The sequence below is a fragment of the Caldisericaceae bacterium genome (genome assembly GCA_036574215.1).
Lineage (GTDB): Bacteria > Caldisericota > Caldisericia > Caldisericales > Caldisericaceae > Caldisericum.
Genome location: JAINCR010000095.1, coordinates 1 through 18945 on the forward strand (window position 1 = coordinate 1; position 18945 = coordinate 18945).

General features: G+C 33.3%; 18 protein-coding genes, 1 tRNA gene and 1 pseudogene. 14 read left to right on the top strand and 6 right to left on the bottom strand.

Annotated features, from left to right (window positions below; genetic code table 11):
- Positions 1–168: 168 nt before the first annotated feature.
- From K6343_05805 to tyrS, 3 genes are all read left to right on the top strand, one after another.
- Positions 169–591 (top strand): transcriptional repressor, encoded by a 423-nt coding sequence (locus K6343_05805; protein MEF3245472.1) that lies wholly within the window; start codon positions 169–171, stop codon positions 589–591.
- 12 nt (positions 592–603) lie between these two features.
- A tRNA-Arg gene (locus tag K6343_05810) sits at positions 604–678 on the top strand.
- A gap of 97 nt (positions 679–775) precedes the next feature.
- Positions 776–1966, top strand: coding sequence for a tyrosine--tRNA ligase (gene tyrS, locus K6343_05815; protein MEF3245473.1), 1191 nt, complete (start codon positions 776–778; stop codon positions 1964–1966).
- 12 nt (positions 1967–1978) lie between these two features.
- Here the strand turns inward: tyrS and K6343_05820 are convergent, their stop codons facing one another.
- From K6343_05820 to ftcD, 6 genes are all read right to left on the bottom strand, one after another.
- On the bottom strand, positions 1979–2821 hold the full coding sequence (locus K6343_05820; GenBank protein MEF3245474.1) for a patatin-like phospholipase family protein: 843 nt from the start codon (positions 2819–2821) through the stop codon (positions 1979–1981).
- 14 nt (positions 2822–2835) lie between these two features.
- The gene (locus K6343_05825; GenBank protein MEF3245475.1) at positions 2836–3594 is read right to left on the bottom strand and encodes an MBL fold metallo-hydrolase; all 759 of its coding nucleotides are present in this window, start codon (positions 3592–3594) and stop codon (positions 2836–2838) included.
- A 30-nt stretch (positions 3595–3624) separates the two neighbouring features.
- A complete protein-coding gene (locus tag K6343_05830) occupies positions 3625–4791 on the bottom strand; it encodes a pyridoxal phosphate-dependent aminotransferase (GenBank protein ID MEF3245476.1) in 1167 nt (388 codons plus the stop codon).
- Between the two features lie 91 nt (positions 4792–4882).
- A complete protein-coding gene (gcvT, locus tag K6343_05835; protein MEF3245477.1) occupies positions 4883–6001 on the bottom strand; it encodes a glycine cleavage system aminomethyltransferase GcvT in 1119 nt (372 codons plus the stop codon).
- A 3-nt stretch (positions 6002–6004) separates the two neighbouring features.
- On the bottom strand, positions 6005–7279 hold the full coding sequence (hutI, locus tag K6343_05840) for an imidazolonepropionase (protein ID MEF3245478.1): 1275 nt from the start codon (positions 7277–7279) through the stop codon (positions 6005–6007).
- A 12-nt stretch (positions 7280–7291) separates the two neighbouring features.
- Positions 7292–8185, bottom strand: a complete 894-nt coding sequence (ftcD, locus tag K6343_05845; GenBank protein ID MEF3245479.1) for a glutamate formimidoyltransferase — start codon at positions 8183–8185, stop codon at positions 7292–7294.
- 153 nt (positions 8186–8338) lie between these two features.
- Here ftcD and K6343_05850 point away from each other — a divergent pair, with 153 nt between their 5' ends.
- From K6343_05850 to K6343_05900, 11 genes and pseudogenes are all read left to right on the top strand, one after another.
- Entirely contained in the window at positions 8339–9079 is a 741-nt protein-coding gene (locus tag K6343_05850; GenBank protein MEF3245480.1) for a hypothetical protein, read from the top strand.
- Positions 9076–9897, top strand: a complete 822-nt coding sequence (gene proC / locus K6343_05855; protein MEF3245481.1) for a pyrroline-5-carboxylate reductase — start codon at positions 9076–9078, stop codon at positions 9895–9897. Before K6343_05850 ends, proC begins: the two co-directional genes overlap by 4 nt.
- A gap of 1 nt (position 9898) precedes the next feature.
- Positions 9899–10516, top strand: a complete 618-nt coding sequence (locus tag K6343_05860) for a CYTH domain-containing protein (protein MEF3245482.1) — start codon at positions 9899–9901, stop codon at positions 10514–10516.
- 140 nt (positions 10517–10656) lie between these two features.
- Positions 10657–10887 (top strand): annotated as a pseudogene (locus tag K6343_05865) (S8 family peptidase).
- A gap of 127 nt (positions 10888–11014) precedes the next feature.
- The gene (locus K6343_05870; GenBank protein ID MEF3245483.1) at positions 11015–11227 is read left to right on the top strand and encodes a cold-shock protein; all 213 of its coding nucleotides are present in this window, start codon (positions 11015–11017) and stop codon (positions 11225–11227) included.
- Positions 11228–11336: 109 nt separating this feature from the next.
- Positions 11337–13736 (top strand): DNA topoisomerase 3, encoded by a 2400-nt coding sequence (locus K6343_05875; protein ID MEF3245484.1) that lies wholly within the window; start codon positions 11337–11339, stop codon positions 13734–13736.
- Positions 13699–14238, top strand: coding sequence for a hypothetical protein (locus K6343_05880; GenBank protein ID MEF3245485.1), 540 nt, complete (start codon positions 13699–13701; stop codon positions 14236–14238). Before K6343_05875 ends, K6343_05880 begins: the two co-directional genes overlap by 38 nt.
- Before the next feature lie 329 nt (positions 14239–14567).
- Entirely contained in the window at positions 14568–15083 is a 516-nt protein-coding gene (locus K6343_05885; protein MEF3245486.1) for a hypothetical protein, read from the top strand.
- A 181-nt stretch (positions 15084–15264) separates the two neighbouring features.
- Positions 15265–16659 carry a hypothetical protein gene (locus K6343_05890; GenBank protein MEF3245487.1) on the top strand — a complete coding sequence of 465 codons (1395 nt, stop codon included), beginning with the start codon at positions 15265–15267 and terminating at the stop codon, positions 16657–16659.
- 14 nt (positions 16660–16673) lie between these two features.
- Positions 16674–17780, top strand: coding sequence for a DUF2817 domain-containing protein (locus tag K6343_05895; protein ID MEF3245488.1), 1107 nt, complete (start codon positions 16674–16676; stop codon positions 17778–17780).
- A gap of 332 nt (positions 17781–18112) precedes the next feature.
- Positions 18113–18945: hypothetical protein (locus tag K6343_05900; protein ID MEF3245489.1), on the top strand; the 833-nt coding region annotated here is incomplete at its 3' end.

Sequence of the window (18945 nt, forward strand, 5' to 3'; positions counted from 1 at the left end):
ATCACAGGGAAGGCTTGATCTTGTATGGTACAATACAGAAAGACATCATAAGAGTTTAGACAATTTGACACCAATAAATTATCTGTTAAAATATTATCCTGAGTCTCAAATGTATGTAACTCATACAACTATTTGCAAAAAATTCTAATTTGTGTAATAATAATAGTTATGAAAATAGTGACAGAAGAAATTTTAAGAAAAAACGGACTTAGGGCAACTAAACCAAGGGTAGCTATTTACAATTACCTTAAAAGTGTCCATACTCATCCTACTGTTGAAGAAATTTATGAGAACCTCAAAAGAGGGATGCATAATATGAGTTATGCAACAGTTTATAATGTGCTTGATGAGTTTGTTAAAAGCGGTCTTGTAAAGGAAATATCCACTTTTGAGGACGCAAAAAGGTATGATGGTAATATAGAGCCACACATCCATTTTATTTGCAAAAAGTGTGGAAAAATAGAAGATATTTTACTTAACAAAGAGCCAGGTTTCGTTAAAGAGTTAAAAAATAGTGGCTACCTTGTTGAAGAAATTTCTGTAAATATTTACGGAATTTGTAAAGATTGCCTTAAGAAAGAAAGTAATTAAATTAGTAAATTTGCGCCTGTAGCTCAACGGATAGAGCAATGGCCTCCGGAGCCATTTATAGGAGTTCAATTCTCCTCAGGCGCGCCAATTTATTAGCCCCTTTTTTAAGGGGCCTTTTTAGTAATTTTTTAAAAAAAGTATTTTTGTTTAAAATGTTATAAATTTTTGATTTTCGGAGGCTTAAATGGAAGCATTTGAAAAAATAAAAAGAAAAACTGTTGAGATAATTAACGAAGATGAATTAAAGCATAAACTAAACACTAAAATGAAATTAAGAGTAAAGCTTGGATGTGATCCAACGGCACCAGATTTACATTTAGGACATTACGTTGTTTTAAGAAAATTAAAGGACTTTCAGGATTTGGGACATGATGTTGTGTTTATTATCGGTGATTTTACAGGGCTCATTGGTGATCCTTCCGGAAGATCAAAAACAAGACCTCCACTTTCAAAAGAGGCTATACAGGAGAACGCAAGAACATATTTTGACCAGGTATTTAGAGTGCTTGACAAAAATAGAACGGAAGTGCGCTATAATTCTGAATGGCTTTCTAAAATTACTTTTGAAGAATGGTTTAGGCTCAGTGCAAATTTTACTTTGGCAAGAATTCTTGAAAGGGACGATTTTCAAAATAGATTCAATAACAATATACCTATTTTCTTTCATGAGCTTTTTTACCCCTTAATGCAGGCGTATGACTCTTATGCAATTGATGCTGACGTTGAACTTGGTGGAACAGACCAGAAATTCAACCTCATTATGGGAAGGCACCTTCTTGAAGTAAAAGGGAAAGAACCACAGATAGCAATTATAATGCCTATTTTAAGAGGGCTTGATGGTGTCCAAAAAATGAGTAAAAGTCTTGGGAACTACGTTGGGATTACTGAAGACCCCCAAACTATGTTTGGTAAAATCATGTCAATACCAGATAACCTCATCTCTGAATATTATTTTCTTATCTTAGATGTAGATGAAGAAAAAGCAAAAGAGATTGATGATTTAATTAGTTCTAACAAGGTAAACCCAAGGGATCTTAAACTTGAACTTGCTAAAGGTATTGTTGAAATCTTCCATGGAGCAAAAGAAGCTCAACTTGCATATGATAATTTCATAAAAGTATTTAGCAAAAAAGAACTTCCCGATGAAGTTAATGAAATTGATGTTAGCGATTTCATAGTTGACAACAAACTCGATGTAGTTAACCTGTTAATAAACCTTAAAGTATTGCCTTCAAAATCTGAAGTTAAACGACTCATCGAGCAAGGTGGTTTAAAATTAAACGGAGAAAAAATTAACACCTTTAAAATAGAAGTAAATAATGGTGATGTTTTGAGGGTTGGTAAGACTCAGTTTTTTAAATTCAAAATTTCCTAACCTGTAGGATGTTTAGAGTAGTTTAGGTAAATTTTTTGAAATAATGTTTTCTTTGGCTATTTGGTAGCCTTTTTCTACTATTTCATTTTTACTTTCAAAATCAAAAATATCGTTAGTTAAAGGGATATGGATTATGTAGTCTGCTTTTGCAAGATCGTCAATATACAGAGTGTCAAGAGTTATATCAAGCACTCTTAAAATAACATCAAAGGCATTTCTAAAATTTTCTTTTATTTTGAAAGTTTGTAGGAAATTTACATCAATTACTATAACTACGTTAGCCCCCATTTCTCTTGCAAGATCAACTGGTGCGTTGTTTAGTATGCCTCCATCTGCAAGGAGCATGCCGTTTAAACTAAGTGGTTCAAGATACGGCGGGATCGCCCCTGTTGCATACATTACTTCGTAAAGCTTCCCTTGGGTGAGTGGCACAAGTTTTTCTGTTATAAGGTCAACTGCAACACATGCAAAAGGTATTTTTAAAGACGAGAAATCCTTTCCTTCTGTTAAATCCCTAAAGACTTTTCTAATTTTTCTTCCAGAATCAAGTCCTTGTCTTGTAAAGAGTGGAATAAAAGCTGCTTCTTTTAACACGGTATTGAGAACTTTGTTATTTTTTCTTTCTAAGAAAAGCATTCCTTTTGATTCAAGAACTTCGTAAATATTAAGTTTTTCTAAAAGGTTTTTAAGGTCATTAGCACTGTATCCAAAGGCGTATAGCGCCCCAATAATACCCCCCATAGAAGCACCGGTAATAATGTGAGGTTTTATGCCAAATTCTTCAAATGCCTTTAAGACACCTACGTGTGCTAATCCTCTTGCTCCACCACCAGATAATACTAATCCAATCTTCATAATACCCCTTTTTTTTAAATTTCTAAGTTAAATCCGTCGAACGCTGCAATTACTTCTAAATTATACTTTTCACTTAACTCTTCTGCCACTTTTTGTGGGTTTGCTCTTAACATGGTTAATCCGAAATGAGTTAATACTACCTTTTTAGGATTACTATATTTTAAAAATTTTTCTACATCTTCTACATTAAGGTGCATCACTTCTTCCTTTTCTTTATACCTAACTACATTTAGAATTAGTATATCTGAATCCTTATAGTAATCTAAAAGGTCATCGAAGAATAGGGTATCTACAACAAACGAAATTGTTTTGTTTTCTATATTAAAACGGAATCCGTAAGTTTCTACAGGATGTTTGTGCCTAAAGGTTTTAAATTTTAAATCACGGTAAATAAATTCCTGCTCATGTGAGAATGTTTGGATTTCCTCTAAGTAATCTCTTAAGAAGGGAAGTATAACTCTATTTTCTGAGAAAAGTGCTTCGGTTGTAGTAAAGAGTGCGCCGTATTTTTTAAGACCACCATTAGTTATAGAGTCGATAATTACGTTTGCATCTGTTGAGTGGTCTAAATGGATATGGGAAAGTATTACTCCATCTACACTTTCTATGGGAGTTTTTGGCCTTGATGTTGAAAGTCTTAGAAGTGTCCCTGGGCCAGGGTCAAAAACCAGTGTTGCTGATTTTGTTTTTATTATTGTCCCAGCAGAATACCTTAGCTGTTTTGCAACAACAAATCTTGCTCCAGCTGTGCCCAAGAATTTTATTAGTCCCATACAAGAAAGGGGGTGTTACCCCCTACACTTTTATACGATTTTTTCAATTGCCTGTTTTACTCTCTTTAAGCCTTCGATAATATTTTCTTTTGAAGTTGCGTATGAGAACCTTAGATATCCTTCACCAAACGAACCGAAGGCAGTGCCTGAAAGGGTGCAAACTCCTGCTTCATATAGAAGATAATCTGCTAATTCTTTAGATGATTTGCCAACCTTCTTAACATTGGGGAAAGCGTAGAATGCGCCTTTTGGCATTTTTACTGAAAAACCTGGTATTTCGTTTAAACCATTTACAATAAGATTTCTTCTTTCTTCGTATTCTTTTCTCATTCTTTCTACTTCGTCTTGTGGCCCTTTTAGCGCCTCAACACCTGCCATCTGGACAAATGTTGCAACGCAAGAGAATGAATTTACTGCAACTCTTTTAAGAGCCTCAATAACTTCTTTGTTTGCAACGGCATAGCCTAAACGCCACCCTGTCATTGCATAAGTTTTAGAAAAGCCGTCAAGGATAATAGTTCTTTCTTTCATATGAGGTAAAGATGCAATACTTACAAACTCTCCTTCGTAAACAATCCTTGAATAAATTTCGTCAGAGAGAATCATTATATCGTTTTTCTTTGCAATGTCTGCAATAAATTCAAGATCACTGTAGGAGAGAATCCCTCCTGTTGGGTTTGCAGGGGAGTTAATAACGATGAGTCTTGTTTTTGGTGTGATTAATTTTTCAAATTCTTTTTTATCAAACGCAAAATCGTTTTCTTCTCTAATTGGCATAGAAACAGGTTTTGCACCAACAAGCCTAATTGCTGATTCGTATATTGGATAACCAGGATTGGGGTAAATTGCTTCGTCCCCTTCATCAAGAAGCGATAGCATTGTTCCAAAAATTACGTCTTTTCCACCAGGAGTGATAATTACCTCTTCGGGTGTCACTTTTATATTCCTTGTTTTTGAGATATACTCAGCAACAGATTCTCTTAGTTCAAGAATACCTTGTGTCGGAGAGTAGTGTGTGTAGTTTTCCTCAATTGCCTCAATACCTTTTTGTTTGACGTTCTCTGGTGTGTTAAAATCTGGCTCACCGATTTCAAAGTGAATTACACTTTTCCCTTGGCGTTCAAGTTCCTTTGCTTTTGCAAGCATCTCAAAGGCAGTCTCGGTGCCTGCTCTTTGAATCATTTTTGAAATTTTCATTTAAAATCCTCCTAAAATTTTTTTATAAAATATTTTGACAATTACTTGAATATTATACATCCAAACAACTTTTTAAAAAACTTTATTGTTTTTAAGTATTTTTCTTTCCGGCTCTAATATCAACAAAAGGAGTATTTATAACCTCAAGTTCAAAAGTTCTATTGTCGCCTTTAGCCAGAAGTTTTGTGCCTACTTCTCTATGTTCTGCTTTTACATAACCAAGAGCAAGGATTTCATTTCTCACAAACGACATATTTCCTGAAGTAATGTAACCTATTTCTTCACCTTCATTGTAAATCTTCATTCCGTGCCTTGGAACACCGCCTTTTAGGACTTTAAAGCCGACAAGTTTTCTTTTTATGCCATCTTCTACATATGTTTTTAAGGCTTCTTTTCCAATAAAATTTTCTTTTTCAAGTTTTACAGCAAAATCTTGTCCTGCTTCAAATGGGTTGGTTGTCTCATCAATGTCATTTCCATACAACCAATAGCATACTTCAAACCTTAGTGTATCTCTTGCCCCAAGTCCTGTAGGGAGAATGTTAAATTCTTTTCCTTTCTCTAATGTTTCTTGCCAAATCTTTACAATATCGGTTGGATTACTGTAGACTTCAAATCCATCTTCACCAGTATAACCTGTTCGCGAAATTAGCACATCAACCCCAAAAAGTTTTCCAAAAGTTGATTTGAAATAACCGAGTTTTTCAAGAGGTATGTTGCCTAAGAAATAATTTTTTAAGAACTCTTCTGCCTTTGGACCTTGTATTGCGACTTCTCCGTATTCGTTTGTTTTCCCTTCAATTGAAACGTCAAAAGCACTTTTATGTTCTAAAATAAAATTTAGGTCTTTTTCGTAATTTGAAGCGTTTACAACAAGAAGAACAAAATCATCTTGTATTTTGTAAACAAAGATATCATCAACTTCACCACCGTGCTCGTAACAAATTGGAGTGTATTTTACTCTTCCTGCTTTTATCTCAAGTATGCTGTTTGTAACAAGAAAATCTGCAAATTTAACTGCATCTTTACCCCTTATTTCGATTTCCCCCATGTGAGAAACATCAAAAATACCCACATTATGCCTAACATTTAAATGTTCCTCTTTAATGCTTGAATATTTAAGGGGCATTTCATATCCTGCAAATTCTACCATCTGTGCGTTTAGTTTGAGGTGTTCTTCGTAGAGAGGCGTTCTTTTTAAATTGCTCATCTTTTATCCTCCTTTAACAATCTCGCCATTTGATATAACCGTTTCGACATAATTTTCAGCTATTCTATAGGGGATTTCTTCGTAATGGCTGATGCTGAGTATGTTAATATTTGCTCTTTTACCTACTTCAATTGTTCCAACTTCTTTATCCATATCGATCGCCTTTGCGGCATTAATTGTTGAAGCAATTATTGAGTCTTCAACGCTCATCTTAACTTTTGTAACAGCAAGTGTAATGACAAAAGGCATTGAAGGGCAGAAAGATGTTCCAGGGTTAAAGTCTGTTCCAAGTGCTACCGTTAAACCGATTTCTTTCATTTTTGAGTAAGGAGCGTAATCTTCTTTTCCTAGACTAAATGAGACAGTTGGCAACAACACAGCAACAACACCTGCTTCTTTCATTTTCTTTAAACCTTCTTCACTTGCATAGATGAGGTGATCTGCTGAAATTGCAGATACTTCTGCAGCAACTTCTGCACCTCCACAGTTTGATAATTCATCGGCATGGATCTTTGGCTTTAGCCCAAATTTTTTACCTACGTGAAGGATTCTTTTTGCTTGTTCTCTTGTGAACTTACCTTTTTCACACCAAACATCATTAAAATCAGCAAGATTATTCTTTGCGATGATTGGTATGATGTCTTCTACTACTAAATCTACGTATTTTTCATCTCTCATGTTGTATTCAGGAGGTATGATATGAGCAGCTAAGAGTGTCGATTTAAAATTTATTAATGTATGTTCTTTAAGGTCTTTAACTATCTTTAGCATTTTGATTTCTTCTTCAAGGTTTAATCCGTATCCAGATTTAACTTCAACTGTTGTTGTTCCCCAATCTGCAATTGAAGTAAGGTGTTTTTTAGTTTCATTAAGAAGTTCTTCGTATGTTGCTTTCCTTGTCCACCGCACAGTAGAGATTATCCCAGTATTTTCCTCTTTCATAATTTTACTTTCAGGTAAACCTTGGTGTCTTAGTAAAAATTCTTTTTCTCTTGTTCCTGCAAATACAAGATGGGTGTGAGGGTCAACAAAACCTGGCAAGACTGCTTTTTTTGAGGCATCAATTTGGTATGTATTTTTACCTATTTTTACACTGCTTGTTACTTCGTCGGATTTACCTACGTTAACAATAAGTCCATTTTTTATTGCAACAGCTCCATCTTCAATAATACCTAGTTTTTTTTCATTGTCTTTTGTGCCAGTTGTGTAACCGTCAACTAAAGTTAGGAGTTCCTTAATGTTGTAAATTAGCAGATCTACACTTTGACTTGCGTCCAAATTTCACCTCCATTATTCGAATATTTTTGTTTCTAAAACGTTATTTTCGTCAAGTTTTGGAAATCTTAAGTAGAATGAAAGACTTTCAAGAACGGCACGTATTGGCATAAGCCCTATAAGTTCACTTTCTACAACAGACACTCCATAACGCTCTGCTTCCATTTTTACAATTTCAAACACCCTGTAAAGAGGCGCTTTTTTGTAGTTGAGTATATTCATAGAGACTTGAGCCATTTCTTTTTCTTCTATAAACATCCCTTTTGCCTGTATAAACCTTAATCCGCCAGAACTTTCTCTTATAGACTTTGCAATTTTCTCTGCAATGCTTACATCTTTTGTTCCAAGATAGATATTGTAGGCAATGAGAAATTCTCTTGCACCTACGGCAACTACTCCTGCAGTAGGATGCACTTCGTTTGGCCCAAAATCTGGTATCCAATTTGGGTCTTTTATTTTTTCAAAAAAACCTTCAAATTCTCCTTTTCTAATATTTGGAAGGTTTTTTCTTTCCTCTTTTGTTGCTGATTCTGCGTAAAGATAAACAGGAATTTTAAGCTCCTCGCCTATTTTTTTACCAACTATTTTGCTAATTTCAATACACTCTTCCATTGATGTATTCTTTATAGGAATAAACGGAATGACATCCACTGCACCCATTCTCGGATGCGTTCCTTTATGATACCTTAAGTCAATTAGTCTAACTGCACTTTCTGCAACTGCAAAAGCACCGCCTATTATACTTTCTTTATTACCTACGAATGTTATGACACTTCTATTGTGATCAGGGTCCATTGATACATCGAGGATTTTTACGTTTGTTTTTTTGAGGCTCTCTATTACTTGATCGATAACTTCTCTGTTTTTTCCTTCGCTTATATTTGGGACACACTCAATAATTTTTTCCATAATTCACCTCTATCTATATTGTATCTATCTTGAGTTATTAGTCAATGAAATTAAAGAATTTTAAAAAGTGATACATTGCTTAGAAATTAGATTTTATGAGGTTTTTGCAATTTAAGCAATAATGCGTATAATATACAAGGAGGTTTTAATAAGTTGGCAAAAAGTTTAATCGAAGAAGAAGTTGAAAAGATCCTCAAAAAGAAAAAACTTAAATATGACAAAATTTCAGAAGGCGGTTTTATCCAATATTCTGTTTTCGATGTAGGCGAAGAGTTTAAGATCGTTGTTGTTAACGATTTTGTCTCTTTGAAACTCTCACTTCTTACGGAAGAAGATGTCAAAACTATGAATAATTTGTTGTATAGACTTGGTTGGACTTACAAAGATTTAACTTACTACAAAAAGAAAGTTGATAAACTCATGCTCTTTACGATTGATATCTTTCCTTTTTCTTACGATAGTTTTAGAAGCACAATTGAGGATATCCATTCACATTTTTACTACAATGTGAAGAAACCTTATAAAACTAAACAAAAAACTCCAAAAGATAATAAAGACCCCACTCCAAAAGATAATAAAGACCCCACTCCAAAAGAGTTCTTTCTTAATGAGTATAAAAGTTTTAAACTCATTGATGATTCTGAAAAGGTTAATGCCCTTGAACTTTTATTGCAGGTAAAGGAAAAATATTTTAGAAATTTTAGGACGCTTAAGTCGATTAAGGGCAAATTAATGACTTTGAAGGAAGAGGTATTTAAAGATTCATCTGAGGTTGACCTTGAAGAATTTATCTTGCTTGATTTCGCTGCTCTTTTAAGAGTTATTGAGCTTAACCTTTTAGAGTTAAGTTTAAAAGATTTTTTTGACAATTTCAAAGGGGAGATTAGAAAATGAAGATTAGTTTTATAGGTACCGGAACTATGGCAGTTGCGATTATTAAATCAATACTGTCTAACTCAATTTTTACTAACGAAAATATTATTGGAAGTTTTCATAGAAAAAAGAGATTAGATGAGATGAGTAGAGATCTTGGCATAAGAACAACACTTTCTAATAAAGAGGCAGTGTCTTTCGGTGATATTATAGTGCTGTCAATAAAACCACAGGTTTTTGAAACAGTTGCTAATGAAATTAAAGACGAAATAAAAGATGGTCAGCTTGTCATTTCAATTATGGCTGGTATTGATATTGAAACACTACAAAAAAATCTTTTACATAAAAAAATAGTTCGGTGCATGCCTAATACACCTGCCCAAATAAAACAGGGAATGACAGTGTGGACTGCAACGAAGGAAGTAAGCGAAGAAGAAAAAAACTTAGTCAAGAGTATTTTGTTGTCAATGGGTTCAGAGATGTATGTTGAGAATGAATCATATGTTGATATGGCAACGGCACTTTCTGGGACAGGCCCTGCGTATGTTTTTCTCTTTTTAGAATCCCTTATCAATGCAGGAGTGCATCTTGGTTTTCCAAGGAAAGATGCAACAGAACTTGTATATAAGACCACCTTGGGGTCTGTGCTTTTTGCGATGCAATCGGATAAGCATACAGCAGAACTAAGAGATATGGTTACATCTCCTGGAGGGACAACAGCAGATGCTCTATACGAACTTGAGAAAGGAGGTTTTAGAACGGTTTTAGAGAAGGCAGTTTACTCTGCATATAAAAGAACTATTTATTTAAAAGATATTAATAAAAAGAAGGGGGGTTAATATGGTAGAATATGAAGTAAAACTTACGGCTTCTCGTAAGGTTTTAGAACGCATAGAAAACGATGCGGAAATAGTATCTTGGAATGTTGTGCGCCTCTCCCCTATAAAACTCGTGAGCCATTATTACGACACTGAAGATTTTAAACTCCTTTTTAACAATTTTGCATTTCGTCTCCGTGAAGAAGGATCAAGAAAGTTACTTACTTTGAAATCCAATGGTATAGTTAAAGATGGTATTTATGTAAGGCAAGAGCATGAAGTTGAACTTGACCATGAAAATTTTTTATCAAAGAGTTTCCTTAGGAAGCACTTTCCGAGTGTTTATGAAGTCATTAAAAACGATAATTTAGTTGAGGTATTAACAATTGTAAACTACAGACACCCCTTGCTTTTAACAAAGAATCATTCGGAACTTGAATTAGACCTTGATTATTTGTATTTTGTAAAGGGGAAAAAGAAAGTTGAGTATTACGAAGTAGAAATTGAGCTTAAAAAAGGAAGAGCAGAAGACCTTATTGAATGCATGTCTCTTTTACAGGAGAAATATAATTTGAAATTTTCTGGGGCATCAAAGTACGAGTTAGGCTTACGTTGTTTTAACGAGATTCCCTGTTCCTAAGGGAATTGTTATATTTTTCTTAAGTAAATATGGAACTGGTTTAACCCTTGTTGCTCCTGGTGGAAGATACCTCTGTTGATCAGAATAAAGATGGTTATAAAGACGGTATTTTACAGCAAACTATACTCTAAAGTAGCACATCTGCTGATCCAACACAGTTTGGTTATTACTTTTTCCAAGGCACTTCTATGGCAACACCTCACGTTGCAGGAGTAGCTTGTTTGGTGCTCTCGGTGCATCCTGAGTTTTCAAATGTTCAGGTAAAACAGGCATTAATATCAACTGCAAAGGATCTTGGTAAAGCAGGGTACGATAAGTATTATGGTTATGGGCTTGTAAACGCATACAGTGCTATAAATTGGATACCATAAAGATCGTTTTATATTTGGAAAATTTTTTAGCAAAATTAAAAATGGAAATTGTTTTGTTTTTTTAGAATTTTAGTATAATTACGGTAGACCCGCTTTAGCGGAAATTTTTTATGGAGGTATTTTAGAAGTGGAAAGAAAAACAGGAAGAGTTAAATGGTTTAACTCTCAGAAAGGCTTTGGGTTTATTGTCCCTGATGATGGTGGAAAGGACCTTTTTGTGCACTTTTCGGCAATCCAGAATTCTGGTTACAAAACTTTGAAGGAAGGCCAAAAAGTTGAGTATGAAATCGAACAAACCAATAAAGGTGATAAAGCTGTAAATGTAAAAGTGATTGGGTAGAGAACAATCTTAATTTGATAAGCCCCACATTTGTGGGGCTTATATTTTTTTATGCTTATTTACTTTCTTAATTTTGTAAATTGTAAACCGAGGTATATAATTATATCTTGTGAAAACATTAGTAGTTGCAGAAAAACCATCTGTTGCAAAAGACATTGCAAATGCCTTAGGAAAGTTTGATAACCAAAAAGATTTCCTAGAAAATGAAAAGTATGTAATTACATGGTCTTTGGGTCATATCTGCGAACTCTACGAACCAGAGGATTACAATAAAAAACTTAGCTTTTGGACCTTGCGAGATCTTCCAATAATTCCAGAGGAATTCAAGTTTAAAGTAAGTAAAGAAAATAAAGAAAGGTTTAACGCTATTAAGAAGTTAATGCTTCGAAAAGATGTTGATACAATCGTCAATGCTTGTGATGCAGGACGTGAAGGTGAACTTATATTTAGAGAGATCCTTCTTCTTGTAAATCCAAAAGGTAAATCATTAAAACGCTTGTGGCTTTCTGCGATGACCAAAGAAGAGATCGTAAAAGAATTTAAAAATCTTAGAGATGAGAGTGAGTTTGATGATCTCGGGAAGGCATCCTTTGCAAGAGAAGAGGCAGATTGGCTTGTCGGTATAAATGCAACTCGTTCATTTACAAGACGCTGGGGTGAACTTTTATCGCTTGGAAGAGTCCAAACTCCAACCTTGAACATTATTGTTTCAAGAGAAAAGCAGATTAAGAGTTTTAAACCTACAACTTACTACGAATTAGAAGCCAATTTTAAAAAAGATGATTTTTCATACAAAGGTGTCTACACTGAAAATGGAGAAACTCGTCAATTTGACAAGTCAAATCTTGAGAAAATAAAAAAAGAAATTGATGGGTTAAATGGTGTAATAGAAAAACTTGCAGAAAAAGATGAGTTTACTTCCCCACCACTTTTATACGATCTTACAGAATTGCAAAGAGATGCAAATAGGCTCTTTGGTTATTCTGCTAAGAGAACTCTTGATATAGCTCAGACTCTTTACGAAAAAAGAAAACTAATTACTTATCCAAGAACCGATTCAAGGTATTTACCTTCAACGCTTAAAGAGCGTGTCGTTGAAATTATTAAATCAATAAAATTTGAACCTTATAATGTGTTTGCTTATGAGATTCTTAAAAATGGGATAAAGTTTACAGAGCGTATCATAAACGATAAAGGCGTTACAGACCACTATGCGATAATTCCCACAGGTGATTTTAGAGAGTTTGATAAACTTACCGAACAGGAATTTAAAATATTTGATTTAGTTATGAAAAGATTTATTGCCGTGTTTTTTGGAAGATCCAAAACAAAGAAATTTGAAGTTTTAACGAGTGTAAAAAACTATACATTCACCTCAAGCCTAAGTTTTCTTGTAGACCCTGGCTGGATGAAGGTATATGGAAAAGATGCTACTATGCCCATTACCTTGAAAGAAAAAATGGATGTAATGTTAGAGAAGGCAGAAGTTTTAGAAAAAGAGACACAACCGCCTCAGCGATTTACTGATGCAACTCTTCTTTCCCAAATGGAACATGCAAACAAACTTATAACTGAAGAGGACCTAAAAGAAACTTTAAAAGGAAAAGGTATAGGGACCCCTGCAACACGAGCCCAGATTATTGAGAGACTCATCGAGGTGGGGTATGTTGAAAGAGAAAAGAATAATTTATTGCCAACAGAAAAAGGAATAAGGCTCATTGATCTTGTTTCATACGTAGGAGTAGAAGTTTTACTTTCTCCATCTCTTACAGCCGAGTGGGAATATAAGCTTCTTGAGATTGAAAAAGGCAAATATGATGCAACTACTTTTATTGATGGAATAAAAAAGCTAACCAACGAGATTATAGATAAGGTAAAAACTTACAGCGGTGATTTTCACGTAAAAATAGGTTCAAAAGACCCTGTGGGTATTTGTCCTAAGTGCGGAGGTAATGTATACGAAACGGTTAGAGGTTTTACCTGTGAGAATGTAGAGAAAGGCACTTGTGATTTTATTATCTGGAAGAAACTTAAAAACAAGAAAATCACAAGAGAAATGGCTGAAAAACTTTTAAAAGGCGAAAAAGTTAGAATAAAAAGAATTTTATCAAATAACAAAACATACTTTGATGCGGATATAGCACTTGATAAAGAGCATAAAGTAAGTTTTGTTTTTGAACCCCCTGTTGAAGAAAAAACTATAAATGAGGAATCTCTTGGTAAATGTCCTGTGTGTGGTAGTGATGTAGTTGAAAAAGAAAGTGTTTATGCATGTGTTAACTACCCTAAAAGTTGTAATTTTAGGATTAAAAAGGTAATGGGTGGAAGAGAACTTTCAAGAGAAGATGTTAAGACCTTACTTAAGGATAAAAAAACTCCAGTTTATAATGACTTTATATCCTCGAAAGGTAAAAAATTCTCGGCAAGTTTAAATATAGAGAAAGGCAGTGTCAAATTCGAATTTGAAAACAATGGGAAAAATCGTTCTTATAGGCGGAAGTCAAAGTAATATTGGCAAAACAACTTTAATTAGGTTGATTTTAAAGCAAAATCCCCAGATGTTTGTTGCCTTAAAAATTACTAATAATGAAAGGCACGGTGTTGGATTTACCGAGGAAACCCGTGCCACTTCCATACCTAACAAGGACACCTATTTTTTCCTTGAGCATGCAAAGAAAGTATTTTGGGCAAGAGGTAGTTTTGAGTATCTTAAAAAGGCGATTCCTAAATATATTGAGACAATTACTGATCCTATTGTTGTAGAAGGGAATGTATTTTTTGATATAGTAAAACCAGATTTATTTTTCTTTGTAGAAAGAGATGGTCTTGAAATTAAAGAATCTGCAAAAAAGTATAAGGATCTTGCTAATTATATTGTATTAAACGGAAATTATTCCTTTAAAGTTGAAAATAGCGTGATTTATGCTGATTTATATAAGTTGCTTTTAACCGAAGACAAAGAATTTTCAAAATTTATTATTACTAAAATAAGAGAAGTTATTTTAACGTAGAGTTTAAATTTTAAATGAGTTTGGATATCAGTGGTGAGGGAAAATACTTAGGAATAAATGCTGGTGTAACTCTGAGGCGAAATCCACTTGGTCATTCTGCACTCTTTTCTTTAAAGAAGTTAAGCAGAGCATTAGCGACCGAAGAATCTCATCCTTTTATGGTTTTTATTATTCGGGGGATTTTTGAGGGGTGTTGTTTACACCTTTAACTTAAGGAAGATCTCATCTCTTGACGCGAGGAGGGTAAAAACATCTCTCTCAACTCCCCGATTATACATAGAATTGCGAAGTCTAAGAAATAAAAAAAATTGTTAAAGGAGGTATCAAAAATGAGAACATTAGTAGTTTATTATTCAAGGACAGGAAAAACAGAGTTGATTGCGAAGGAAATTGCAAAAGTTTTAAGCGGAGACATAATAACAATTGAAGAAGTTAAACATAGAAAGGGCTTTTTCGGTTTTGTTACTGCTGGTTATGATGCAATAAAAGAGAAATGTAGTGAAATAAAAATAACTGACTTTAAGAAACAGACCATCTTGGCTAATTTAGAAAGAACTGCTTTAGATAATTATGACTTGATATTTGTAGGAACGCCTGTTTGGGCAGGGAAACCAACACCAGCAATTAATACATTTATCTCAACGGTAGATTTCAGGGATAAAAAAGTTGTTGCATTTGTTACAATGGCTATGAAAAGTGGAGAAGACGTTGTTAAAATATTAACCCATAGGATAAATTCAAAAGGAGGAGTTGTCGTTAATTCATTTGTAATTAAAACAGGCAAAGTAGAAGATAAAGTACTTATTGAAAAGGCGCAAGAAATTGGAAGACAATATAAAAATTAAATTTTAGTTTATCTTTTTTACCTTTGTCTAATAGTATAAGACAATTTTATTTTGTTTTGCATAATTTAATTTAGATTTTAGCTAAGACAATTTGTTTTCTAATTGATTTTTTTATTAAAGTAATTATAATGCCTATAACTAAAATGTAAAGGTGCAAAATCGTTAAACAAGGAGGAAATGAATGGAAAATTCTGCAAAGATTAGCAGAAACTCTTTTTTAACTTCTGCCATAATTATTTTTTCTATCATGATGATTGCAGGCATTCTAACTATTTTATTACCCTCTGGAGAATACGAAAGAGCATTTATAGATGGAAGGACAGTTATTATAGAAGGCTCTTACCATATTATAGAAAAGCCATATTATCCTTTCTTTAGATGGCTTACCGCCCCTATTGAAGTATTGTGGAGTCCTGATGCGGTACTTGTAATTACAATAATTCTGTTTATATTAGTAGTTTCAGGCTCTATATACATTTTGAATAAAACCCATGTCATTGAGCACATAATCAACAATATTGTTAAAAGGTATAGCAGACAAAAAAGTATTTTCCTAGCATTGGTTGTTTTAGTTTTCATGCTTTTAGGGTCATTAATGGGGATTTTTGAAGAAATTATCCCTTTAGTGCCCATAATGGTGATGTTTTCAATTTCTTTAGGTTGGGATGATTTGGCAGGTTTGGGGATGAGTTTATTAGCAACAGGATTCGGTTTCTCTGCCGCATTAGCTAACCCGTTCAGTTTGGGAGTTGCTCAAAAAATAGCTGGAGTTCCGCTTTTTTCGGGCATAGGCTTCAGGACAATTATTTTTATTACAACTTATCTACTCGTATTATTCTTTTTGAGAAGATATACCAAAACCCATCAAAAAGAAGTTTTAGAGCAAAAGATAGATGCAGTCAACTACGATGAAAATACTGCAAAAGCTTCCAAAATATCACTATTAATGCTTTCAATATTATTTGTGCTGATTTTGTTTTCTGGTTTTACTGGGTTCTTAAGCGACTTAATGTTACCTATTGTAGCACTATTATTCTTGTTAACAGGGTTTTTATCTGGTTTAGTTGTCGAAAGAAATATTTCTACAGTATTCAAAGATTTTTTAATTGGAACAAAGGATATACTACTAGGCGTTCCATTGGTTCTTATGGCTGTATCAGTAAAACTTATAATAACAAACGGTAAGATTATAGATACTATTTTGCATCAAGCCTATATTGCCATATCAGCATACGGACCTTTTACTGCAGTTTTTTTAGTCTATTTGCTTTTTTTCATTATGGATTTGTTTGTTCCGTCAGCTTCTACAAAAGCATTCTTAATTATGCCTGTGGTAGCTCCTTTGGCTGATTTAGTTGGAATAACTCGTCAAACTATAGTGCTAGCTTTCATGTTTGGAGACGGATTTAGTAATTTATTGTATCCAACTAATCCAGTTTTATTAATTTCTTTGGGACTTGTAGGAGTTAGTTATTTTAAGTGGTTTAAATTTGTATGGAAGATTCAACTCATTGTGTTTTTACTCTCTTTGTTTTATCTATACATTGCAGTAAGAATTGGCTACGGTCCCATATAATTGGAGTATGAAATATGTATGAGTATATATACGATTACGAAGAGTGTAGAAAGAAATTTTATACCTTTGAAAATGTTCTTAAGAAATATTATTCTACAGTTGAAAATGAATCTTATTTAGTTATGGAAGAAAGTTATATTGACAGTTTTTTATGTGAAAACCCAGGCAATAAAAAGTTATTTCTTATTACAACCGGTGAGCATGGAATAGAAGGCTTTGCAGGAAATATTTTTTTGCAAATATTTATTAATGAGTTTTTGCCCCGGATAAAAAATCAAGAAATTTCTTTATTACTTATCCATGCATTGAACCCCTGGGGAATGAAAAATAAAAGAAGAGTAAACGAGAACAACGTTGATTTAAATAGAAATTTTCTCTATGAAAACGATTATCATAGTAAGGATTTAAGAAACGAACCATACGAAAAAATGAGAAAATATTTTACCAAAAATAGAGCCGTAAAAATTTTTGACACAAATTTAATATTTAGTTTACTTCAATTGCTTCCCTATATATTGCAATTAGGCCCAAGAGGTGTAGAAGAGGCCCTAACTAAGGGACAGTATATTGATGATAAATCTATTTACTACGGAGGAAATAGAGAAGAAAAATCCACTGAGTATATGAAAAGAGTTTTTAAAACAGTATTTAAAAAATACGAATTTATTTTACACTTAGACATTCACACTGGAGCAGGTCAAAAAGATAGGTTATTAATTGTTAATTCTGCCTTTGATAAAGAAGATGTTAATGTAAGATCAAAGCAGTTTAATTATTCTCCCATTACACAGGCAAAAAAAGAAACTTTTTACAGCATAAACGGGGATATGATAGATTACATATACAAAAAATATCGAAATAACTCAAATTTCTACTCTACCTGTTTAGAATATGGGACTTACGGAAAAGGATTGATTGGGCAAATTCTTAGTATAAAAGCGTTAGTTTTAGAAAATCAAGCTTGGTGGTATGGGACAGAAAATTCTAAGGTAAAGGCAGGAGTTGATAAATTATTTAGAGAGATGTTTTTCCCAAAACGTAGTGAATGGCGAAAAGCTTTTGAAAAGGATACTAATAAGGCATTGAATGGGATATTAAAATATTTTGAGTTTTTAAAATAGAAAATAAAAGGAGGTTATAATCTATGGATATTTAACTTGCATCTTTAAATAATCAATATATCTCTTTTAACTAATTGCCTTTTTGAACATGAAATAAACAATGGCTTTTTGTAGGTGATTATAAATAGAATTATTAAAATAAATTCAATGAGGAAAAAACCCAGTTTGTGCCTGAAACAATATCATTTTTTGGTTTATCCTGCTAAGTAATATTACTTGTAATATTTTTTGATTAATAAACCAAGCCTTAGATACTCTTTGTATGGCAAAAAGAGTTTTTTGAAATATCCTCAAATAATAGTAAAATAACGTAAAAAGGAAAAGAGGTCAAAATGATAAATAGTGATTCACATTTTTTTACAAACAAAGAAGGAGTAACATTATTAGACAGACTCAAGAAAATTTTGTCTAATGATACTGAATATTTCAATGTAATCGTAGGTTATTTTTACTCTACAGGATTTTACAGACTCTGGAAATCGCTTGAGAATGTTAAAAAAATAAGAATCCTCGTTGGAATGGGGTTAGATGAAGAAACATTTAATGCTTTATCACCATATAGAAGAACTACCCTTGAAGTCAGAAGCTATTTTATGAATAAAGTAAAGAGTGAATTAGCGGAGTCAGAAGAGAAGAGGGAAATAGAGGAGGGAGTAATCAAGTTTATTGAATACATCAAAAGTGGAAGACTTGAAATAAGGGCATATCCTGGCAAAACGCTTCATGCAAAAGTATATATTATGCTAAAAAAAGAAGGGGCAGAAGACAAAGGAAAGGTTATAACAGGCTCGAGTAATTTTACCGTTTCAGGTCTTGATGAAAATATTGAATTTAATATAGAGTTAAAAGATGCTCCGGATGTTGAGTTTGCAGAGCGTAAGTTTGAAGAGCTCTGGAAAGAAAGTATTCCTGTTTCAGAAGATTATGTTGAGACAGTAACAAAATTTACACACCTTAATAATACATTTACCCCTTATGAGATATATCTAAAGACGCTTTATGAATACTTTAAAGATAGGATTGATTACAAAGACATAGATGTTCCAGAAGATTTTAAGAAGCTTGCATACCAGATTGATGCAGTAAATCAAGCAAAATCAATTCTTGAATCTCATAACGGCGTATTTCTTGCCGATGTAGTAGGAATAGGTAAAACTTATATTGC

Coding starts and splice junctions, on each gene's coding strand:
- K6343_05805 (MEF3245472.1), top strand. CDS start 169: ATGAAAATAGTGACAGAAGAAATTTTAAGAAAAAACGGACTTAGGGCA.
- tyrS (MEF3245473.1), top strand. CDS start 776: ATGGAAGCATTTGAAAAAATAAAAAGAAAAACTGTTGAGATAATTAAC.
- K6343_05820 (MEF3245474.1), bottom strand. CDS start 2,821: ATGAAGATTGGATTAGTATTATCTGGTGGTGGAGCAAGAGGATTAGCA.
- K6343_05825 (MEF3245475.1), bottom strand. CDS start 3,594: ATGGGACTAATAAAATTCTTGGGCACAGCTGGAGCAAGATTTGTTGTT.
- K6343_05830 (MEF3245476.1), bottom strand. CDS start 4,791: ATGAAAATTTCAAAAATGATTCAAAGAGCAGGCACCGAGACTGCCTTT.
- gcvT (MEF3245477.1), bottom strand. CDS start 6,001: ATGAGCAATTTAAAAAGAACGCCTCTCTACGAAGAACACCTCAAACTA.
- ftcD (MEF3245479.1), bottom strand. CDS start 8,185: ATGGAAAAAATTATTGAGTGTGTCCCAAATATAAGCGAAGGAAAAAAC.
- proC (MEF3245481.1), top strand. CDS start 9,076: ATGAAGATTAGTTTTATAGGTACCGGAACTATGGCAGTTGCGATTATT.
- K6343_05860 (MEF3245482.1), top strand. CDS start 9,899: ATGGTAGAATATGAAGTAAAACTTACGGCTTCTCGTAAGGTTTTAGAA.
- K6343_05880 (MEF3245485.1), top strand. CDS start 13,699: ATGGGAAAAATCGTTCTTATAGGCGGAAGTCAAAGTAATATTGGCAAA.
- K6343_05885 (MEF3245486.1), top strand. CDS start 14,568: ATGAGAACATTAGTAGTTTATTATTCAAGGACAGGAAAAACAGAGTTG.
- K6343_05890 (MEF3245487.1), top strand. CDS start 15,265: ATGGAAAATTCTGCAAAGATTAGCAGAAACTCTTTTTTAACTTCTGCC.
- K6343_05895 (MEF3245488.1), top strand. CDS start 16,674: ATGTATGAGTATATATACGATTACGAAGAGTGTAGAAAGAAATTTTAT.